At 38.0% G+C, this 23,586-nt stretch carries 15 protein-coding genes; 9 read left to right on the top strand and 6 right to left on the bottom strand.

Going from position 1 to position 23,586, the window contains the following annotated elements; all coding sequences use genetic code 11:
* Positions 1 to 18: 18 nt before the first annotated feature.
* From QP953_RS05785 to sigZ, 5 genes are all read right to left on the bottom strand, one after another.
* Positions 19 to 735: a cytochrome c biogenesis protein CcdA gene (locus tag QP953_RS05785; protein ID WP_309554264.1), complete on the bottom strand. Its 717-nt coding sequence runs from the start codon at positions 733 to 735 to the stop codon at positions 19 to 21.
* A gap of 1 nt (position 736) precedes the next feature.
* Positions 737 to 1,339, bottom strand: a complete 603-nt coding sequence (locus tag QP953_RS05780) for a hypothetical protein (RefSeq protein ID WP_309554263.1) — start codon at positions 1,337 to 1,339, stop codon at positions 737 to 739.
* Between the two features lie 226 nt (positions 1,340 to 1,565).
* On the bottom strand, positions 1,566 to 2,861 hold the full coding sequence (locus QP953_RS05775; protein WP_309554262.1) for a PatB family C-S lyase: 1,296 nt from the start codon (positions 2,859 to 2,861) through the stop codon (positions 1,566 to 1,568).
* Between the two features lie 311 nt (positions 2,862 to 3,172).
* Positions 3,173 to 3,958 carry an arsenite methyltransferase gene (arsM, locus tag QP953_RS05770; protein WP_052593776.1) on the bottom strand — a complete coding sequence of 262 codons (786 nt, stop codon included), beginning with the start codon at positions 3,956 to 3,958 and terminating at the stop codon, positions 3,173 to 3,175.
* Positions 3,959 to 4,030: 72 nt separating this feature from the next.
* Positions 4,031 to 4,591, bottom strand: coding sequence for an RNA polymerase sigma factor SigZ (gene sigZ, locus QP953_RS05765; protein WP_052593774.1), 561 nt, complete (start codon positions 4,589 to 4,591; stop codon positions 4,031 to 4,033).
* 401 nt (positions 4,592 to 4,992) lie between these two features.
* On the opposite strand from sigZ, the gene QP953_RS05760 reads away from it, so the two are divergent.
* Complete coding sequence (locus tag QP953_RS05760; RefSeq protein ID WP_309554261.1) at positions 4,993 to 6,102, top strand: hypothetical protein; 1,110 nt, start codon at positions 4,993 to 4,995, stop codon at positions 6,100 to 6,102.
* A 96-nt stretch (positions 6,103 to 6,198) separates the two neighbouring features.
* Here the strand turns inward: QP953_RS05760 and QP953_RS05755 are convergent, their stop codons facing one another.
* Complete coding sequence (locus QP953_RS05755) at positions 6,199 to 13,398, bottom strand: cadherin-like domain-containing protein (protein WP_309554260.1); 7,200 nt, start codon at positions 13,396 to 13,398, stop codon at positions 6,199 to 6,201.
* Positions 13,399 to 14,054: 656 nt separating this feature from the next.
* Here QP953_RS05755 and QP953_RS05750 point away from each other — a divergent pair.
* The 8 genes from QP953_RS05750 (at position 14,055) to QP953_RS05715 (ending at position 23,546) form a co-directional block, all read left to right on the top strand.
* Complete coding sequence (locus QP953_RS05750; RefSeq protein ID WP_309554259.1) at positions 14,055 to 14,750, top strand: DUF2064 domain-containing protein; 696 nt, start codon at positions 14,055 to 14,057, stop codon at positions 14,748 to 14,750.
* A 141-nt stretch (positions 14,751 to 14,891) separates the two neighbouring features.
* A complete protein-coding gene (locus QP953_RS05745) occupies positions 14,892 to 18,089 on the top strand; it encodes a SusC/RagA family TonB-linked outer membrane protein (RefSeq protein WP_309554258.1) in 3,198 nt (1,065 codons plus the stop codon).
* A 58-nt stretch (positions 18,090 to 18,147) separates the two neighbouring features.
* Positions 18,148 to 19,581, top strand: a complete 1,434-nt coding sequence (locus QP953_RS05740) for a SusD/RagB family nutrient-binding outer membrane lipoprotein (RefSeq protein WP_309554257.1) — start codon at positions 18,148 to 18,150, stop codon at positions 19,579 to 19,581.
* A gap of 127 nt (positions 19,582 to 19,708) precedes the next feature.
* The gene (locus tag QP953_RS05735; protein WP_309554255.1) at positions 19,709 to 21,067 is read left to right on the top strand and encodes a sodium:solute symporter; all 1,359 of its coding nucleotides are present in this window, start codon (positions 19,709 to 19,711) and stop codon (positions 21,065 to 21,067) included.
* Between the two features lie 124 nt (positions 21,068 to 21,191).
* Positions 21,192 to 22,046, top strand: coding sequence for a metallophosphoesterase family protein (locus QP953_RS05730; RefSeq protein ID WP_309554254.1), 855 nt, complete (start codon positions 21,192 to 21,194; stop codon positions 22,044 to 22,046).
* Between the two features lie 283 nt (positions 22,047 to 22,329).
* The gene (gene rnpA / locus QP953_RS05725; protein ID WP_052593756.1) at positions 22,330 to 22,722 is read left to right on the top strand and encodes a ribonuclease P protein component; all 393 of its coding nucleotides are present in this window, start codon (positions 22,330 to 22,332) and stop codon (positions 22,720 to 22,722) included.
* Between the two features lie 12 nt (positions 22,723 to 22,734).
* Entirely contained in the window at positions 22,735 to 22,986 is a 252-nt protein-coding gene (gene yidD / locus QP953_RS05720; RefSeq protein ID WP_052593754.1) for a membrane protein insertion efficiency factor YidD, read from the top strand.
* A gap of 215 nt (positions 22,987 to 23,201) precedes the next feature.
* The gene (locus QP953_RS05715) at positions 23,202 to 23,546 is read left to right on the top strand and encodes a hypothetical protein (protein ID WP_052593752.1); all 345 of its coding nucleotides are present in this window, start codon (positions 23,202 to 23,204) and stop codon (positions 23,544 to 23,546) included.
* Positions 23,547 to 23,586 lie beyond the last annotated feature (40 nt).

Raw genomic sequence — 23,586 nt, 5'->3', positions numbered from 1 at the left:
CAGACTCCTTGAAAAAAACTAAACAAAACCCAATAATAATCCAAATCCAACAACAACCATTAGCACTCCAAAAATGCTGTTGAATATCGTTTTATTAATCATTAATTTTTCTAAAAATTTATCAAACCCAAATCCAACACCAACTAATATGCCCCCCAAAGGGAGGCTATACCCAATGGCAAATACGAAGAGCGTCAACCAACTCCATACAATACTTCCTTGCAAAAAAGATGTTCCTAAAATGATAGGAAAAATAGGGCTACAACTAGCAGAACAAGCAGTAGCGAAACCTCCCAAGGCTAAACCAAAAAGAAATCCTTTATTAGCTAATGCATTAAGCTTTGTGCTTAACGAATCCCCTAACTTTAGTTTTAAAGGAAACATATCGAGGCTTATTAGCCCAAAACAAACGACTAATAAACCTGCAATTATCTTCCAGTACTCCCCCACCGTAGCACCTAACGACTGACTCACAAAGCCTGTTAATGCTCCAAGCAAAGATAAAGAGATAACATTACCCAAAAAAAAGGATACTCCTGTTTTGAAATGAGATTTATTATCCATCCTTTGAGCACCTGTACCTGCGTAGCCTGTTACTGCTGCAACTACTCCAATGTTACAGCATGAGCCGACCGCAGCAATAAGCCCTAAGAAAAAGACGGCAACAAAAAAAAGTGGTGAATTCAGTTGACTTTCAATAATCCCACCTGACCATTGTTGAATACTTTCTAACATCCTAATTGTTATTTTTTGTAGCACACTTTGCTTTTTGTGCAGGTGTACAAGATGATGATGGTTTACAGTTTTTAGAGGAAGCACAAGATGCTGGAGGGGTTATTGCCGCCATATAAGCTTTATACAACTTCATGGAACTTGCAGATTCACTATTTACAATAGAAAGCGTTCCTAGTCTACCAAGTACAACAATTGAAGGAGTTGTTTCTACACCTATCGTTGCTATAAAACTATTGTAATACTTAAGGGAAGGAAATAACTCAAAATATTCTGCTGAGCCATCTGTTTCATTCAGATCTTCTACAATAGCCAAAACTTTGGAAGACAACGCTTCGTTTGCTTCTTTTTCATCCCCTTTTATGAAAACATAAGCAACTTCTTTATCTGTTTTCATCCATTCAAAATCTTCGATTGATGGTGGCATAGCTCCCATATCATTAGCACTCGTAGCAGTTCTAAATGCGGACGAAATTGCAAAAACAAAAGCCAAACCTAAAACAAAGAAACCAATGCTTTTTTTTACCCTCACTTTTTTAGTTTCCGTAGAAGGGCAACAATTGGTAGTATTATTTTGATTGGGTGAACAACAATTTGAATTTTCCATATTATTTAAGATTAGTAGTTCGTTGATTACTCCATGAACAGCTCTTTTCTACTACTAGTGCAAGCCTACTCAGCTATCACCTAGCTATCTTTGGTGCTACTACGTAATAGTTCAGACTTAGCTGCATGATTTCGACGAACTAGTGTTAAGGTATAATGTTTTTACAGTTCCCTTATAGACGGGATTTAAATAAAAAGATGCAAAAAGGAGAGTTTAGATGCTATTGTTAACAACCACAGCAATTAGGAGATTTAATATTGGTATTTGTAGTACTTCCTATTCCATCTTTAATCGCTTTTTTTATTTGATAAAATGCTCTTTGAATTTTCGCTAATGGTGAAGCTATATTCATTCGCATAAATTGACTTCCATTGCTACCAAACCAAGTCCCTGGGGTTAATGCTAATTTTGCAGAATGAATCATCAATTGATTCAACTCATCTGGTGCTAAATTCAAGGCACTAAAATCCAACCATATTTGGTAAGTGCCATCTGGACGTATGAGCTTTACTTCTGAAAGTTCATTTCTCAAATATCCTTCTACCCAATTCACTGTTTCTTCTATGTACGAAATTGTTTTCTCTAACCATTCTTCACCTTTGGTATAAGCTGCCAAAGTAGCATAAGAAGATAGAGCATTTCCATGATCAAGATACAAAGAGCCGATGGTGTTTTTTACTTGCTTGTATGTGGCCATATCTGGCACATAGAGGTAGCCATTAGAGATACTTTGCATTCCGAACGTTTTAGAGGGAGCTCCTATTACTGCAATGTGTTGCGAATTATCAGCAAAGGAAGCTATGCTGTTAAAACTGGAATAGGAATAGATAATATCAGAGTGAATTTCATCACTGATGATTCTTACCTTGTATTTATTGGCTAAGGTAACCAATTGTTGCAACTCTCTTTTTTTCCAAGCACGACCAACAGGATTATGTGGATTACAAAGTAGTATGATTTTTACATCTAATCTTTTTAGTTTTTGCTCTAAGTCCTCAAAATCCATCTCGTAATGACCATTTCGTAACTGTAATGGATTTTCTACTACCGTTCGATTGGCTGATCGAATAACTTTGAAAAATTGATGATAAACAGGAGTTTGCACCAATACCCCTTCTCCCTCTTTAGACAACTCTCTAATCAGTAGACTTATTCCTGTCAAGACACTGGTAACCTCTATAAATGACTGACTTTCTAATTTTAAATTGTGGCGTTTCACATTCCAATTCACCAAAGCATCAAACACTTTGGTCGTGTTGAATTCATAAGCAAAGTTGCCTCTATTAACCAAACGTTGCAATTCTTGCGTGATCGGTTCAGCTACTTTGAAATCCATATCTGCAATCCACAAAGGCATCAAGTCCGTTCTACCAAACATAGATTTTAGATAATTGGGATTGCTTTTAGCAAAATTATTGCCGAGTGATTGAGGTTGGTTCTGAGTTGTTGGAGGGCAACAAGTTTCTTCTGAATTGGCTTTGGTAGAAGGTGTGCAGCAGTTTGAATTATTTGAATTTTCCATTTTTATCTTTTTCTTTAAATTTTACATTATAAGTAAGTAGGCATAAAAAATTATAGGTAAAAAATAGCCTTATTTTTAGTGCTAATTGATGAACGCAGTGACCACGTAGTAGCAACTGCGAGAGCTTGGTACAGTATACCAAAGGTATAACCAAACAGTGCGGTTTTACCTACAGTGCTACTGCGTGGTTTATAGAATTTTTCTGAACGATTACTTAAACACGTAAGTAATCGTTCAGAAAAAAGTACACTCTCATATATTTTTTTCTGACCAATTACTTAAGTTAGTAGGAAACCACGCCTTATTATCTATTATTTTTCAGCATAAACACCAATACTAATAATGGCATTGGTTCCTTTTTTAAATGCTTCCAACTCTTCTTTTGTAGCATATTGAAGTGCTATTTCATCAGGCAATTCAATTTCTCGCTCCTTCGTTACTTTAATGTTTTTAAAGCCTGCCCTTTTAATCGCCTCTAAATAATCCTCTTTTTGCATAGCACCAGCAATACAACCTGCATACATCTCTGAAGCCTCTAGTATGCCTTTGGGTAAATCTCCTCTCAACACAATATCCGACATACTAAAGTGCCCATTAGGTTTTAAAACCTTGTAAACCTCGGAGTACGCTTTGTATTTATCAGGTACTAAATTCAACACGCAATTGCTAACAGCTACGTCAATCGAATTTTCCGCAATCGGCAAATCTTCAATTTCACCTAAAACAAATTCTACATTTTGATAACCCAGTTTTTCATTATTTTTATTGGCTTGGGCAATCATTGCTTCCGTCATATCAACTCCAATAACATACCCTTTTTCGCCTACCAAACTACGAGCAACAAAAACATCATTCCCTGCACCAGAACCAAGGTCAAGCACTGTATCTCCTTCTTTAATTTTAGCATCTTTAGTTGGAATTCCACAACCCAACGCATAGTCCGCCTCTTCGGTGTATCCTTCAATAGATTCATAACTTTCGCTAAGTGACCAGTTCTGATCAGAGGTACTACAAGTTGGACCACAGCCACAACCAACACCTGCCTTTAGGACTTCTGTATACGTTTTTTTAACTGCATCTTTAATTTCTTTTGACATGACATTTATTTTTTAAGTGATTAATATTACGTTCACCCTATAGACGCCCTATCAAAAAAAAGACGCAAAAAGTTAATCACAGTTTATTTTACAATTATTCGACTTACCTTCCTCGCAATTATTTTGTTTATAATACAATATATCTCCATAGACATCTGTGGTAATGGTACAGCATTGATATAAAGTTGATTTCAGCATTTCCCGACCTCGTTGTACACGTGACTTAGCACCTGAATACGATATGTTTAATCTCTTGGCAATTTCTTTTTGTGGGACTTTTTCAATATCAGCTAAAATTAAAGCTTCCTTATATTTGTCAGGCAGCGTATCAATTAAGGGATGTAGGCATTCTGCTAGCTCTGAGGTGAGCGTTTCCTTTTTAGTCTCTGGTATTTCAATTTCCTCCCAGCCATCGTGCTTTACTTTTCTAAAGTGTGAAATAATTTCATTTCTTGCTATTTGATAGATCCAAGAGACTAATTTATTATTATCCTTCAACGTATCAATTTTAGTAAAAACTTTCAAGAAGACATCTTGAACGATATCATTTGTTAAATCCTTGTCTTTTACTTTGCCCAAAACAAAATTCGTTAATCGGGCATTGATTTTATTCCAAGCAATAAGAGTATTCATATTTTGTTACATGTTTTGTAGGTTAAATAAATGCAAAAGAGTACCATGTTATAGACGAAAACATGAAAAAAAGACGCAAAAGACAGTATTAAGAACCTATATTTTACTTGCTATTGATCTATCTAAATACGAAAATACATTGCAATCCTAGCCAAAATCGCCAGTACAAAGTTTTCATTTACAATTACCAATACAACGGTATTGCGCTAACTATTGGCAAAAATCGCTTTCTTATTTTTATCCCTATATTTTCTATAAGTATTTCATCAACTCTTGCCAAATAACCAATTATTTTAACCAAATAATCAATAGGCATTATAAATACATATTATTTATTTTAACTTGGTGTTTTCATTTTTTTTATTGCCATTTTCTTTGGCTACTTGATAAAAATAAATATTATGAAACCGTTATTTATAAGCTTACTGATATGGCTTGTTCAGTATTCGTTTGCAGCCCCAAAATCTAATCATGTGACGTTTATAGACTCACTTCCAATCTGTTCCAAGTCAAATAAGATCGTAAAAATAAATGCTAATTTATTTAGGAATAAACCACAAGAATTAGTCGATTTTGTGATTGACAAAACCGAATATCGATTTATCTCTTTTATTCATTTAAATAAAGACGATAAAACGGATATTGTAGCTTATACACCCAGCGCAACAGGAACCAGCAATGAACAGTTGTATACTTTCTTTATCAACTGTGATGATAATAATTATATACCTGTCCTTTCAGAGTATGGAAGAGAATATTACATAAAAAAAGAACATACTAATACCCTTCATTATCACGATGTAGTGCTAGAGTCTTGGATTCCTATGAGTGATTCTACGGGTATTTGGGCAGATAAGTCTTTTCGGATTTATGCTTATAATAATACACATACCTTTAGAGCAATCCAAACGAATACTATTTTTGAGAACAAGGATATCTATGTTGAGGAGACATCCAATACGTATATGCAACCAACTTCCTCCCAAAGGGCTTTGATCAAACCTGGTTTCATAAAAATAAATGAACAATCAAATTCAATTGAAATTGAGCTAAAAAATCAGAAAAAATTAATCTTAGCATCCGTAAATCATAACGAAGTCGAAGAAGGCACTAGTCACTGTAAGTTCATTCAATACTATCCAAAAGTGAATTATGTTCTTTTTTTAAAAGAATATTGGGAAGATGAAGAATATCTTTTGATATCCTTAAAAGATGGAACAATTACAAAACTGCAAAGTCGACCTGTTTTTTCTAAAAATCAAGAGAAGTTTTGTCTTATCGAAAAGACTCAAACCTCAGGAAACAAACTTCTTTTGTATACTATCGAAAATGAAAAAATATCCTCCCCTTTTGTTATTGATATTAACACTATAACTAGTTCTTGGAAAAAAGACAAATCAATCCAATTCTTTATAGAAGATATCGCTTGGATTGAAACATTAGGGATTCGTTGCTTTCAAGCAATTAATAATAAAGATGATGTTATCATTTGGATAAAAAGAACATTCTAATCTTTTTAAACCATAAAATGTAAGGAGAATTCTAATAAAAAAAGCCCTAACTAAAATTTAGTTAGAGCCTTTTTTATGCTTCTAAGTCACTTAAGACTATTCTATTCTTATTTTTTCAGTAAATGCATTGGTACCATTACTTACTCGTATTAAATAGACTCCTGATGGATAACGATCCGTAGCCAATCTCAATTCGTGATAATTGCTAGATTGTATTTCTTTGGTATAAGATTCTACAACTTGTCCTAAAGTTGTCAGTACTTCTATCTTGTAATTATCGTCTTTCTCTACTTGGATATAAACAGTATTGCTTCCTTGGTGCAATAGCGTTGGGAATAACTTCTGAACTAAAGTTTCCTCTACTCTTAAAGCTCGAATTTGAGTATAAGTCGATGTGCCATCAAAGTCTACTTGCTTCAAGCGGAAGTAGTGTACTCCTGAAACTAAGCGAGGTACTTCGTAAGTATAAAACTGTTGCATTGAAGTAGTTCCTGCACCATCTACATAACCTATTTGCTCAAATACAGGTGTTCCTGTCGTTGGTAATGCATGTTCTACTTCATAACCAGCATTATTCAATTCATTTTCGGTTGCCCAACTTAAGACACCAATGTTTTTGTCTTTCAATTTTGCATCGAAGTATAACAACTCTACTGGCAAATCGACAACCAATGCTTGATAATCCTCTACCTCTCCATTCGTTCTTCCTCCAGCAAAATCTCCTACTGCAAATGCATCATCGTCCGCTCTCAATCGAATATTCACGGTTTCGGTCCCATTGTATGTTCCAGGTACCGTTACTGCAATCGTTGTTGTTGTTGGGCTCGCTGTTGCTACGTTTCCTGTATAAAAATCGTCATACGCTCCATTGTTATCCCAATCAATCCATAGACCATAGAATACATTATCTGCAACCGTAGAATTAACAGTTATATCCAAGTTAAATACTTGATTAGCGACCACAGCAGTAGGAAATTCTCCAGGACCTGCACCAATTGTTATCCCATCATCAAAGTTATCTAATACTAAGCTTCCTGTTTCAAAATCTGTATTTGATCCCAACCAAACATCGGTACCACCGTCTAATACGTTATCTCCGTTACCATCTCTTATAGCTCTATGCCATGCCACACCATAAACTCCAGTTTCGCTATAATCCTTGTTCACATCCAAAATTGTAATATAAACAGTTGCTGTGTCACATACTTGAGGGCTTCCATTGTCACATACACTGTATACAAATTCATCGTTACCAACAAAATTAGGATCAGTTGGCGTGTAAGTGTATGTTCCATCTGGATTCAAGGTCAAACTACCATTGGTCGGACCTGTCACTAATGACACTCCACCGACTTGATTATCTCCCTCTACATCCGTATCGTTTGCCAAAACATTATCATTTAAAGTTGCTCCTTTGTCTACAAACTCTTCGTCATCTATTGCATTGGTACTATTATACACCCTTGGCAAAACATTAATGGTTACCGTTGTTTGTTCGCAAGTAATTGGTGTCCCATCATCACAAGCCGTGTAAATATATTCTACCACACCTATGAATCCAGCAACAGGATCAAAAGTATAGGTACCGTTGGCATTTTGAGTCAAGGTTCCTGCATTTACAACTGGGTTCCCTTTTTGATCAACGCCACCAATTGTTGTTGGCGTACTTAGAGCTACTGTTGCATCTACGGTTCCATCACCATCTGTATCTGTTTGAATGTTTCCTGTTACCAAAATATTATCACCATCTGGGTCATTGTCATTTGCTAACACTTGACCATTTACCACTACATCATCGTATGTTGTATTGACATCTGGTGCTAAAGCCAATTCTCCATTATCTGTCGTTGGAGCAGGTTCTACATCGATGGTTACAGCTGCTTCACCACAAATTTGAGGAGTAGCATTATCACATGCTTGATAATGGTAAGTTACTTCTCCAACAAAGCCTGTTGTTGGGACAAAAGTATACGTACCATCGGCATTTTGAGTCAAGGTTCCTGCGTTTGCAGTTGGAGTACCATCTTCATTCACACCACCAACCGTTACTCCTGTTCCTAAACCAGCACCTGTTTCAGGGATGCCATCTCCATCTGTATCGATTTCAATGTTTCCAGTCACTCCTTGCACATTTCCTTCTTGATCATAATCATTCGTCAAGACATTACCTGTAACCGTTACATTTAATGGTGTCGAATTAACATCGTTAACAACATAAGTTGTATTGCCCTCTCTCCAATCACGCTCAACTGTAATCTCATTTTTAGCATCTGGATGAGCATTCGGATTCAATCCTGTATTAGTTGCATTGGTACTTGCTGTATTGTTATCATAACCATCCAACAAACCATCACCATCCGCGTCAGTTGTACCACCTGATAAGCCTGTATTGGCATTTGGACTATCGGTACCATTTACAACATCATCACCATTTGTATCATGCCCTTCAATAGCATCCGCGATACCATCGTTGTCGGTATCCAAATCTAGATAATCTGGATTATCTGCTGCGCCATCTTGATTATTTGGTATAATACCTGAATCCGATCCACCAAAATTAGCATCGTCATTATCATAAGCATCGTCTATTCCATCTCCATCCGCATCGTTATTATCGGGTGCGATGTAAGCACTAGTTGCTTGTCCTTCTGTATTATCAACAATACCATCGTTGTCTGCATCTATATCCAAGAAGTTATAATTGTTATCACCATCTTGGTTGTCATTTGGATAGCTATTCGGTGCACCGTCGCCATCCGTATCAGCTCCTGTTCGAGTAGTCGCATTGGCACTATTCGCTCCGTTTGTATCTGTTCCTGCTGCCAATGCATTCGTTGGATCACCATCTACTACATCATTAAAGCCATCTCCATCCGCATCCACATAAGCATCTTCTTGACCATCTCTATTCGCATCCATTCCACCTGCTTCTTCGATATCCAAAATACCATCGTTGTCGGCATCCAAATCCAAATGATTGTATACATTATCACCATCCAAATCACCGTTAGGCATACTGTTTGGTTTCCCATCACCATTGGTATCTGCCCCTGTTAATAACAAGGCATCTGATGTATTCGCTCCATTCGTATCCGTTCCTGCCGCTAAAGCATTTGTTGGATCGCCATCTACTACATCGTTAAAACCATCTCCATCCGCATCAGCATAATTATCTGCACGTCCATCACCATTTGCATCCGTTCCACCTACTTCCACTACATCTGGAATCCCGTCGTTATCTGCATCTAAATCTAATTGATCCAAAACACCATCTCCATCCGTATCACCTTCTGGATAGCTATTTGGCGCACCATCACCATTGGTATCTTCACCTGTCAACTGCAAGGCATCCGATGTATTCGCCCCATTCGTATCTGTTCCTGCTGCCAACGCATTGGTTGGGTCACCATCTACTACATCGTTAAAACCATCTCCATCCGCATCAGCATAATTATCCGCACGTCCATCGCCATTTACATCCGTTCCTCCTGCTTCCACTACATCTGGAATGCCATCGTTATCTGCATCTAAGTCTAAGTAATCTAGAACACCATCTCTATCCGCATCCCCTTCTGGATAACTATTCGGCGCACCATCGCCATTCGTGTCTGTTCCCGTCAATTGCAAGGCATCCGATGTATTCGCTCCATTCGTATCTGTTCCTACTGCTAAAGCATTTGTTGGGTCGCCATCTACCACATCGTTAAAACCATCGCCATCCGCATCAGCATAATTATCCGCACGTCCATCGCCATTTACATCCGTTCCTCCTGCTTCTACTACATCTGGAATGCCATCGTTATCTGCATCTAAATCTAATTGATCTAAAACACCATCGCCATCTGTATCGCCTTCTGGATAGCTATTCGGCGCACCATCGCCATTCGTATCTGTTGCTGTCAATTGCAAGGCATCCGATGTATTCGCCCCATTCGTATCTGTTCCTGCTGCCAATGCATTCGTTGGGTCACCATCTACCACATCGTTAAAACCATCTCCATCCCCATCAGCATAATTATCCGCACGTCCATCTCCATTTGCATCCGTTCCTCCTGCTTCCACTACATCTGGAATGCCATCGTTATCTGCGTCTAAATCTAATTGATCTAACACTCCATCACCGTCTATGTCTCCTTCTGGATAGCTATTCGGCGCACCATCGCCATTCGTATCTGTTCCTGTCAATTGTAAGGCATCCGATGTATTCGCTCCATTCGTATCTGTTCCTGCCGCTAAAGCATTTGTTGGATCGCCATCTACTACATCGTTAAAACCATCGCCATCCGCATCAGCATAATTATCCGCACGTCCATCGCCATTTACATCCGTTCCACCTACTTCCACTACATCTGGAATGCCATCGTTATCTGCGTCTAAGTCTAGATAATCTAAAACACCATCTCCATCCGTATCACCTTCTGGATAGCTATTCGGAGCACCGTCACCATTGGTATCTGCACCTGTTACTATCAGTGCATCTGATGTATTCGCTCCATTCGTATCTATTCCTGCTGCCAATGCATTCGTTGGGTCACCATCTACTACATCGTTAAAACCATCTCCATCCGCATCAGCATAATTATCCGCACGTCCATCGCCATTTACATCCGTTCCTCCTGCTTCCACTACATCTGGAATGCCATCGTTATCTGCATCTAAGTCTAGATAATCTAAAATGCCATCACCATCTGTATCATTCGCTGGATAACTATCAGGAAGACCGTCATTATTACCATCGGCACCTGTTAGTACCAGTGCATTAGATGTATTTTCTGCTGTACCATTATTCCCTACATCACCATCTACTACATCGTTAAAACCATCGTTATCTTCGTCTGTGTAATTATCGGCACGTCCATCGCCATTCGCATCTGTTCCACCTGCCTCTACGATATCTGGAATGCCATCATTATCCGCATCTAAATCTAAGAAGTTAGGAATGCCATCACCATCTGTATCGAAAACTGGCAGCGGATTTGCGTCATAAATATCCGCTAATCCATTTGGAATAACTCCTGCTGTGTAGGTAAACCCTCGACATTCTGGTGTTGTAATATTATAAACCGCATTATTTCTTCCTGTAATGGTATAAGCTGTTGTACCATTTTGGTTTAATCCCATTGAGAAGCTACCTGTAGAAGGATTAAAGTTAGTTGTTACGATTCTTATTTCATTTGTTCCTTCGTGTAACTGAAGCTGCGTTGTAATAGTTCCTGTTCCTGAGAAAAATGGATTATTAACATACTCTAAAATAAACACTCTGTTTGGAGCAGTACCATTGGTTCCATGACGTACTGTTCCTCCGTTCTGAGGTTCAGGGTCTGACCAGTTCATTGCAATAGTATTGGTGTATGTAGCATCTGGAAATGTTTGAGGAACCCAAGGAGAAGCGGGTGCAATTGCATCAAAACTAACCCAAGCATTCATATTAACACGTAAATTACCCGCAAACGGAACTCCAAAATATTCAAAAGCAAATGGCAAAGCAATATCTTGACTACCATCTCCAGTTAACGTTAAGGTCGTTGGACTTGTGATCGTTAGAGGGGTAGCACTACAACTATTTTCTGAATATCCTCCTGGAATTCTTTGATCAACAACATTATCAATAACTCCATCTCCATCAGTATCAACACCGCCAGCTTCTATAATATCTGCTATACCATCATTATCCGCATCTAAATCCAAATGGTTGGGCACGCCATCACCATCGGTGTCCATTGAGGCACACACACCATTAGCATTCAAAACACAATAATCAGGATCTCTGTAATTAATAATACCATCGCCGTCATCATCTAATCCAGGATCTGTTCCACCTACACAAGTAAAATCAGTTGCTCCCAAACCACAAATTTCTACAACATCTGGAATACCATCGTTATCATCATCAATATCACAACTGGCACTTAAACCATCGTTGTCTCTATCATCTATTTCTTGTAAAACCAAACTAGTAATTACTCTTCCTGATGCTCCAGCAAGAGCACCATTAGGCGTACCAGCGTTAGGAGCTTGTAACATACGACCTTCTCTTCCTCCATTATTAACCACCACTACATTGGCAGGCAAGGTTGGTAAGTTATGCCACAAAATACCACCACCGCCACCGCCACCAGGACCGTGTGCATCATCTCCACGATAATCAATATCTTGACCATCTCCACCATGAACATCTACTGTTAAAGCAGATGCTCCAATTGTTTGCAAATCCAAACAAACACTTCCTCCAGCGCCACCACCAGAACCACCGTCAATTGCCCCATTGGCACTAACAGGAACCGTTCCTCCGATTGCTCTAATCGTAAAACCGTTACCATTTAAATGACTAGCACGAATAATTACAATTCCTCCTCCTTCTGTATTATTAGAAGCGAAACCATTATTAGAATCTCCTGATCCTCCTGTTCCACCTAAAAACAAACGGTTAAAAGAAGGTCCTATAGGCATGGCGTGTCCACCAACACCTCCTGTTGCAAATTGGTTAGGTCCAGCAGCTAAAGTATTTCCACAGCCTTGCCACTGCTCTCCACCACGACCACCAGCACCGCCATTTCCACCACCACCGCCACCGGCATTGTGGATATTGGCACCTCCTCCAGCATTAGCCCATGCCCCTCGACCTCTTGCAAAATTGGCATTTGTAATAGCAATTCCTTCTCCTTTGTCTGCCCCATCAGGGCTAGTATTGTTAAAAGAATAGTCTGTTGCCAAACAGTTGGATGCTGAACTAGGTGTTGTGATCCCTCTAAAACCAAGTTGAGAAGCATCAATATCTGCTGCCAAATCAACCGTATTGGTCGCATATACTGCAATCACTCCTCCAGTAGTACCATTCCATGCTTGACCAGTTAAGTTTCCATTGATGGTGACATTATCATAACTAGGTACTCTAACTAACTGAACCAACCCTGCAGGATCGTAAGTATTGTTAAAACTACCTGTTACAATTGTATTGGCACCTACATTCACATCAATAATTGTAAAAAACTCGTACAACCCCGCACTGTTGTAATTGGTAATAGAGCCAAATGCAGCCGTATTGGTTAAATCTACATCTGCTCCTTTCATTTGAATAATAAGTGCTTTGTCTCCTGGTGAAAATAACGAAGCATCTCCTACTGTGATAGAGCTTTCACAAGGTGCTACGTTGACACTTGTTACATTGGTATAGCTATTTACTACACCTGAAATTGTCGTTTGACTGTCCGCTTTAAAAGGAAGATGGGACGAAATCAATACCACTAGTAATAATCGGATAAAGGTTATCTGATAAGCGTGTATTTTTCTCTTCATAATTACGTGCATTCAATTTTATAAAATAATTAATATTATTAAATTTAAATTATGTGCGGTTTGACATTTTCATGCCTTAATTTTTTTGCAATAGATAAATTTGGATTGCAATTTGGAAGAGTTTTACATTAAAAGGAATATTGGGAATATTACGATTTAACCATAGAAGATTTTAATATAGTTAGAATGTTCGAGGGAAGGCATTGTATATCTTACAAAGATATTACTATTTTAATGTTCTACATATTGTAATCGAGTTGCAATATACATTTTTTTATGACAAATACAAGGGCACATTCTTGCCATTGTGATTTATTTTTTTGCCATAATTACTCCCACTCCATTAAATGTATAAAAACTCGCCATTGTTACCAGTAATCAATTAAAATTGACAGATTTTTATAAAGTAGTATATAAAGAAATTATTAAAGTGGTTCAAAATACATTTTTATTTACAAACAGCCATTCTTCCAAATACTTTCTACTCACTTTGCCACTAAAAAACTTATGCTCAATCAAATGCCAGCTCTCTGTCATAAAAACATCCTTTTTTAACATTTATTTCTCAATATCTTTTTTTCTTGAAAATGAATCTATACATTTAGACATTGATAGAAGTCCCCAAATGAGTGAATTAGCTCACACGAAATAGATTTATGCACCAACAAACTGCCATACTCATCTTTACCAGAACCTCTGGTGCCGAAGCCAAACACAAGCTTTCGGGAGATCGGTTATCTTATGGAACCAACCAAAAGATATGTGCAGAATTGATTGCAAAAACTCGTCGTGCGGCTCAACAAACTAGCTTTTCAGTTATTGAAATCAACTCCAATCAACAAGTTGGGGACAACTTAGGAGAACGTTTAAGCAATTCTGTTGCTACTGTTTTTCAAGCAGGTTTTAACCAAGTACTGGTTATAGGAACAGACACACCAGATATCTCTAGTAGATTGCTGCAAAATGCGGCACAACAAATTAGCACGACACAAGCTACATTAGGTGCCTCAAACGATGGCGGTGTTTACCTAATTGGTTTTCATCGGGCGCAGTTTGACAAAACTATATTTGCCAATCTTGAATGGGAATCGGAGGCTATCTTTGAGCACCTAAAAAACTATTTTTTGAATCGAGATGCAACGATCTATTCGACTCAAAAACTACAAGACATTGACTCGTTTTACGACTTAATGCAGTTCTTAAAATCAGGTACCAACTATAACTTTAATTTTCGATTAAAGCAACTGATTAATAGTTCTCATACTTTCTTGCCCTGTTTTCAGAATCGCTTACAAGGTGCTATCAATTATTACATCTATCACTACAATCGTCCTCCGCCCTTCCATGTCTAACGGACATACATTCTCTTTCATTTTCATTGTTATAAGATAGATCCCCCTCTTTCTGAAAAAAAAATTAATGCTAAGTATTGGTATACCATCTCCAACTACTTGGTTATTACCATTCTATTACTATTACTAAAAATTAAGTTTATGAGACAGGGATTTCTTCTGGGATTTCTATTGGTATTACTTTCTTTAAACAGTATAGCACAACAGACTGTCAAGGGCAAAGTAATTGATCAAGAATCACAAGAACCTTTAATTGGAGCTTTGGTTTACGAAAAAAACTCAAGCAACAACAACACCGTCACCTCCGAAACAGGAGCGTTTGAACTAACCCTCAGCACAGATACGGCCACTTTAATCATCTCCTACATTGGAATGGTTACCAAAGAGGTAAAAACAGAAGGCAACCGCCCTTTGACAATAATCTTAGGTTTTGATACCGAAAACCTCAAAGAAATTGTAGTGACAGCACTAGGAATCGAACGCGAGAAAAAAGCGTTGGGCTATGCCACACAAGAAATTGATGGAGCTGTTTTGCAAGAAGTTCGCCAAGAAAATGTTGTCAATAGTTTGGCTGGACGTGTCGCTGGTGTACAAATTACCAATGGTTCATCTGGTGTCGGTTCTTCGTCTCATATTTTTATTCGAGGGCAATCGTCTCTTTCAGGACAAAACCAAGCTTTATTTGTCGTTGATGGCGTTCCTATCAGCAATGAATTGATTACCAACCAAACCGAAAATGATGCAACAGGTTTTCAAGAAGTTGATTATGGAAATGGTGCGGGAGAAATTAGTTCAGACGATATTGAGTCCATCAATATTCTAAAAGGACCTAGTGCGACTGCCTTGTATGGTTCTAGAGCAGCCAATGGAGTGGTCGTTATCACCACCAAAACAGGAAAAGGAAAAAAAGGCATTGGCGTTTCGATCAACAGTAGTTTTACTGCCGAGTCTTTATTTCGCCTACCACAATATCAGAATGAATACGGTCAAGGAACCAATGGTAATTTTGAATATGTCGATGGTACGTCTAGTGGTGGTGGACAAATTGTTAGCTTTGGACCACGTTTAGATGGTCGCCTATTACCTCAGTTTGATGGTCCTTCTACTAGCGTAGCGGGGGAAGCCATTCGTGGTGGTGATATTATTGGTCGAAATGGCAATGCCATTACGCCAACCCCTTGGATCGCTCGTCCAGATAATATTCGAAGTTTTTTTAGAACTGGTCTAACGTTCACCAATAATGTTGCCTTAACTGGTGCTAATGATAAGGGCTATTTTAGAATATCCTATACCAACATTGATAACCAAGGAATTATTCCTGGCACGGACTTAAAGCGACACAGTTTTGCCGTTAGTGGAGGCTATCAATTAACGCCTAAGTTATCAGCAAGAACCTATATTAATTTTATCAATTCTAATAGTAGCAATCGACCTGCAAGTGGGTATGGTTCTGAAAATATCATGTATCTCTTTACTTGGATGGGTAGACAAGTTGATGTAGCGGCACTAAAGGATTATTGGCAACGTGGTCAAGAGGGATTAGCACAATTTAATTATAACTATGCGTGGATGGACAATCCTTATTTGGCTATGTTAGAAAATCGCAATGGTTTTAACAAAAACCGCATTATCAACAATACCTCTGTTGCTTATCAATTAATGGATGGGTTAAAAATTCGTTTGCGAAATGGCATTGATTTTTACAACGATTTACGCACTTCGCAACGTGCCTTCAGTTCGCAACGTTTCCGAAATGGTGCTTATCGAGAGGACGAAGTTACTTTCTCGGAAGTAAATACCGACTTTTTGTTGAGTTATGACAAAACGATTAATGACGATTGGCAATTTTCAGTTGCGTTGGGTGGCAATTTGATGAATCAGCAATTTAGTTATTTGAGTACCTCGGCTAAGGAATTATCGGTTCCTGGTATTTATAATTTTGGCAACTCTAGAGTACCTTTAAGCAATATTCAGTACCGCCAGCAAAAGCAAATTATGAGTATTTATGCCTTAGGTCAAATTGCCTTTAGAAGCAGTATTTTTCTAGATGTAACAGTTCGTAACGATTGGTCTAGTACACTTCCAACAGCCAATAATTCTTATGCCTATTACGCTTTCTCCTTGAGTGCTATTATTTCTGATTTGATTAAAATGCCAAAGGCAATTAGTTTAATCAAAGTACGAGCAAGCGTTGCTAGTGTTGGAAATGATACCGATCCTTATAATCTAAACAATACCTTTGCTTTTGGGCAGTTGTATGGCTCTAATCCTACCGTCACCAACTCCAGCACATTGCTCAACAGCCAATTACAACCAGAACGTTCTACGGCTTATGAATTTGGAGGAGATTTTCGATTTTTCCAAGGTCGCTTAGGTTTGGATTTTACTTATTATAATAACATTAGTTCCAACCAAATTATCGAACTACCCACTTCTACCGCAAGTGGCTATACTTCTAAAATTGCGAATGGTGGTAAAATTCAAAGTACAGGCGTGGAAGCTATCTTAACCGCCACACCAGTGCGTACAAAAGATTTTCAGTGGAACTTATTTGCTAATTTTAGTAGAAATGTAAGTACAGTTATCGAATTGCCAGAAGGCGTAGAACAGTATGTCACAGGAGCAGCTCGTGTTTATGATCGCTCTGATAGAAGCGTATTTTATATTGCTACAGAAGGGGGTAGAATTGGAGACATGTACGGAACAGGCTTATTGGAAGTAGATGGCAAGCACGTGTATGATGCGAATGGAAATCCCGTCAAAGATCCTAATTTGCGTCTATTGGGCAATTATAATCCTGACTTTATCTTAGGTTTTGGAACAGAGTTGTCTTGGAAAGGCATCAGTCTTGGTGTTTTATTTGACTGGCGACAAGGGGGTACTATTGTTTCTCGTACGTTGGCAATTGCTAGTACATCAGGAGCTTTAGCTAGTACCCTAGAAGGTCGAGAAACAGGTATTGTTGGAACAGGTGTTGTTAATGTAGGCACCGATCAAACACCTGTTTATGTAGACAACACAACGGCTATTCCTGCCCAAGATTATTACAATCAGTTCTACGATAGAGACAATGAAGCCAATGCTTTGTACGATGCTTCATACTTAAAATTGCGTGAAGTTCGCTTGAGCTATAGTTTGCCACAACAGTTGGTTCAGAAAATTCACTTTACAGGCATTAAATTTTCTTTCATTGCTAAAAACCTAGCTGTCGTTACAGAAAATCCGCATTTTGATCCAGAATTGGCTGCCATGCAAGGACGCAACTTTACATTTGGAGTAGAAGATATGTCTTATCCATCTAGCCGAAGTTTCGGTTTCAGCATTAATTTGACTTTATAAACGGTTCTAATACGATGGAGGGTTTAAGTAATCCTTCAGAAAAAACTATATAACAACAATGAATTATAAAATATATATACTCCTTTTGGCTTGCCTTAGTTTTGGGAGCTGCTCTAAGGAATTCGAAAAGATAAACACCAACCCTAATGCTCCTGAGCAAGTAGATGCACAATTTTTACTATCTAATATTCTTTGGAATGCAGCCAACAACAACGCGGTAGATGCTTGGAATGCAGGAAACTTTTTAGCACAGTTAACAGCAAAACACAATTTTAATGAAATTGATCGGTATGACATTCGTACCAATACAGAATTGTGGAACAAAACTTACTTGTTGCTCAATGATGTCAAATCATTAGAAACATTAGCCGAAAATGGCAACCAAACTTACAAAGGAGTTGCCTTAGTTATGCGTGCCTTTTTATTTGCTACGTTAACTGATTTGTGGGGAGATGTTCCCTATTCAGAAGCTATAAAAGGGACTTCTGATAACAACTTCAGTCCTAAGTACGATACGCAAGAAGAAATTTATACGGGCAATGAAGGCATTTTGCAAACGCTTCGTGATGCAGTAACAATTTTAGATGGTAGTCGCAACAACTTGCCTATCAAAGGAGACCTTATTTATAATGGCAATGTCGACCAATGGATTCGCTTTGCCAATTCCTTGCGAGTTAGGTATCTATTGCGAGTATCTAATAAAATCAATGTAGCGACTGAAATGCAAACCATTGTTAGCAGCAATTTATTGATGCAAAGCAATATGGATAATAGCTTGGTTCCTTACTTAGCAACGGCTCCAAGTCAATGGTTTGTGCATACCATCAGAGAGGGGGATTACAGCGGTGTGCGTATGTCGAGTATGATTGATTCTGTGCTCACCAACTTAAACGATCCTCGTTTGCAAGTTTGGTTTAAGCCAACTAGTGCTAGTGTCGGTATGGGAATGCCTGTCTACAAAAGCATTCCTAATGGTTTAGGTCCTGCCAGTATTGGACAATACGACTTAGCCGATGTATCCACTTTAGGAGCTATTTTTAGAGACCAACCAGCTGGTGTCAATGCCGTGCTTATGCTATATAGCGAATTGCAATTTGCCTTAGCCGAAGCTGCTCAAAGGGGATTGATTGGTGGCTCTGCTCAAATGTATTATGAGAATGGCATTCAAGCTTCTTTTGATTATTATAACACTACGATGCCTTCAAACTATTTAGTACAATCTGAAGTCGCTTGGGATGGCTCTTTGAGCAAAATCATCACTCAAAAGTGGTTGGCTTCTATGCTAGTTGGTTACGAAGGTTGGTTTAATTATCGCCGTACAGGTTTTCCTGTTTTGAAACAAGCAGTTGACAATGTCAATAATGATATGGTTCCTGTGCGTTATCGTTATCCTGATACAGAAAAGGCCGTCAACCCGAATAATTACAATGCTGCTGTCAGTCGAATTGGTGGCGACACGTACAACATCAAAGTTTGGTGGGATAAGCCTTAGCTCCTGTTATAAAAAGTTGTCAATTTGAAGTAAGTAATGGTTTTAAAAAAATAGAAATCATTTAAAGGCTTCAAATTGACAACCTTCTGATTTTCCAGTCTCATCATTACAATCTAACACAGATTATATGGACAATACCATCGTTTGGCAATGGGGATTAGTTATTCTAAGTAGTTTGATTTTAATTCTTTTTTCTCCTATTGCTAAAAACGCACAACAGTTTTTCAAGGCAGAAAATAAAAGTGGACAAGCTCCCAATTTTGTTTTATTGACCAGTAGTTTAGTCATCTCATGGATTTTTGCCAAGTCCATCACCAACGCAGCTAATCTTGGGTTGAGTTTTGGATTGGTCGGAGGATTAGCCTATGCAGGGTACTACCTCTCCTTTTGTGTAGCGGGCATTATTATTTATCGACTGCGCACCCAAGGAGGGTTTAAAAGCATTCACCAATTTCTACATCAAAAATACGGTCAAAGTGCCTTGTGGCTGTTTTCTATTTTAATTGCCATTCGATTATTTAATGAAATTTGGTCTAATACGATGGTCATCGGTAGTTATTTTGGCGCAGCTGGCAGCAGTGCTTACTATGCCTCTATTTTAGTCTTCACAGGTTTAACCTTAGTGTATAGTCTCAAAGGGGGAATGCGCAGTTCCTTGTTTACTGATCTGATTCAAATGGCTTTGTTTGGAGTTTTGTTAGCCATCATTCTAGGGCAAATCATTCCGCAAACAGATGGGGGGATTAGCACCTATCTTCAGGAAGGCACTTGGTCGATGGCAATGGGATTAAATCTGTTGTTTGTTGCCATTATACAATCGTTTAGTTATCCATTCCATGATCCTGTCATGACAGACAGAGGTTTTATTGCCGCTCCCAAAACAACTTTAAAGAGTTTTTTGTGGGCGGGGCTAATTGGAGCTATTTGTATTCTTTTATTCAGCTTTGTAGGTATCTATGCTCGAATAAATGGACTAGAAGGAGAAGCACCTGTTGTCGTTAGTAAAACATTAGGTGTGGTTATGATGTTAATTATGAACTTCATTATGATTACCTCCGCAGCATCAACACTAGATTCAACATTTTCATCTTTCTCCAAATTAGTCACTATTGATCTGGGATGGGTGAATGAAATTACAGTTCAAAAAGGGCGTTTGACTATGGCTGTTTTGGCTATTGTTGGAACGATTCCTGTTTTTTTTAATCCCGAAATACTATCCGCAACGACAGTTAGTGGTACTATGGTCATTGGCTTGGCACCTGTTTTTTTGCTTTGGAATTGGACAGTACCTAAACTATCGTTCCACCTTTCGGTTGCTATCGGAATTTTAACAGGTATTATCCTAATTATAGGTTGTCCAAATGCTTTGTTGTTTTTTGATGGAAAATACGGAGATTATCTATCGCTAAATATTTTAGGTTCAATTGCTTGTTTTCTAGCTTTTATAATCCCTAAAGGCGTCCAGACCTTATTGACAAAAACATAATACCACATAATCACCTATCAATTATTAGAACAATTTTGTCAGTTGGAGCAAGAACACACGACCAAATATATAAAGCACTCAATGACTGAATACAAGAAGCTATAAGTATTAATATTTTTTTATTATGAGAAATAACATTCAACATATCGGAACACTAAATGGACCTTTACTTATTTTTGGAGGTGTGTATAGTAATTTACAAGCTTTGGAGCAACTCATAAGTATTGCCAAAGCAAAAAAAATTCCGCCATCTAATATTATTTGTACGGGAGATATTGTTGCTTATTGTGCAGAGCCAGAAGCTTGTTTGCAAACCATACAAGATTGGGGCATTCATTGTATTACAGGTAATGTAGAGCTTCAATTGATCAACAATGAAGATGACTGTGGCTGTAATTTTGAAGAAAGTACTCGTTGTGATCTTTTTTCCAAAAATTGGTATCCCTTTGCCAAATCGAAAGTTAGTGCCACTTCTTTAGCATGGTTAAAAACCTTGCCCGAATTTATTCAATTCAATTATGCAGAAAAAGAGTGTTTTGTCTTGCATGGTTCTTATCAAAACACCTCAGAATTTATTTTTAAATCGACTCCTTGGACAGTAAAAGCAAAGCAATTTCAACAACTCAATGTAGATGTTATTCTAGCAGGGCATTGTGGCATTCCATTTCACGATAATAAAAATGGTCAATACTGGCTCAACGCGGGGGTTATTGGAATGCCTGCAAACGATGGTGCTACCTCTGTCTGGTATTTAGAATTCTGCGATCAACAAGGGTTTTTGAGTTTTGAATTTAATAAATTTGCCTACGATCATTTAAAAACTGCTCGACTGATGGAAGACAATCATTTACCCCAAGCTTATGCCCATACTCTAAGAACAGGCATTTGGGACAATTGTGATATTTTGCCATCCGTAGAAACACATCAGCAAGGCATGCCTCTGTTTATAAAATGTCCTGCAAAAAACAATGTTTCTTGAGTCTCTTTTTCTCTAAAAATTCAATTTTTTTAAGTTAAGGGAACATTACCGCAGACATTAGAGGTTAAATATGTAATTTTGTACCTCATTACTCCGTTGAAAAATCGTATTAGTTTGATTATCAGTAAGATGCGCTTTTGTTGACTTTTATGCTAAAAGGCTGATAATCAAACTAATGCAAGATGCTTTTTTACGTTTTTACTTCGTGAGCCTACGGGTTCGTAGGAAAACTAAAAAATCAACGGAGTATTAGTACCTCTAACATATAATTAAAGTAGCATACATGTCAAAATCCAATACATTCAGCAAAGAAGAACGGCTGAAAAGTAGAAAACAAATTGGGCTTTTATTCAAAAAACGCCAAAGTGTTGGTGCTTATCCTTTGCGTATTTTTTGGGCAGAAAAAGAGTGCTCAAATGCCTCTCATCCCGTTAGCATTAGTTTTAGTGTTTCCAAAAAGATCTTTAAACAAGCAGTCAAACGGAATCGACACAAGCGATTGATGCGAGAAGCATTCCGTTTGCACAAACAGGAACTGTACCAACACCTTAACTCAGGCAACAAACAACTCAACTTAATGCTGATTTATGTCGGTAAAGAGCCTTCTGATTTTGCAACTGTTGAAAAAAAATATCTTAAATTAATGGACAAATTGCTACCCCAACTTGAATTATAATAATTGATTACTATGAAAATACTATTAGCAATTCTCTATTTTCCCCTCCAACTTATTGGGCTGCTTTTTATAGGTTTGATCCGTTTTTATCAACTGGCTATCTCTCCTATTTTGCCCGCATCTTGTCGATATACGCCCACTTGCTCGCAATACAGCTTAGAAGCTATCAAAAAATATGGTCCCTTTAAAGGTGGTTATTTGGCTTTTCGTCGTATCTTGCGTTGTAATCCTTGGGGTGGACATGGGCACGACCCTGTTCCTTAGCTGACTAATACATAATATTTTTCCCAAATAAACTAACAAATAGTACGCTTGTTTCTAAAGCTATTATTCAACGGATTTTACGATAGTCTGCTACAAGCTATGCTAGTTGTTGTAAAAGTAGACCAACAATCACTAGCCCCGAACACTTAATGAAAGTAAAATTGTTATGTCTAGCTCTGTTAATCATCTTCAAACAGACCACTAAATATATATGCATGAAAACAATAGTTAATAGCACTCAATATTGGCAACCATTCAGCATCCTTCTTATTGCTTGTTTATTGGTTGCAAGCTGTGGTGGACCTTCTGGCAAGGACTATGCACAAAAACTCTGTGACTGCTCCGATGCTTTTTCTAAAGCGACGATACAACTCAAAGCAGGCACGATTAATCAAGCTACTTTTGAGCAACTAAAAACCGAACACCTTGCATGTATGGGAGAGGATGATCCTTTAGAAAAGCTCAAAGATGACCCTGAAGCATTGGTTCAATTCAAAGCAGAATTTATTAATGCTTTAGAAAATCAATGTCCAGAGATAGCTCGTAATATGGGGTATTAATCCCTGCTTTTGCTTACTTCTAAAAAAACATACTTCATCA

It is taken from the genome of Aureispira sp. CCB-E (assembly GCF_031326345.1).
GTDB lineage: Bacteria > Bacteroidota > Bacteroidia > Chitinophagales > Saprospiraceae > Aureispira.
Note: the sequence above shows the minus strand (reverse complement) of the source record. Positions and strands in the feature narration are given on the sequence as shown.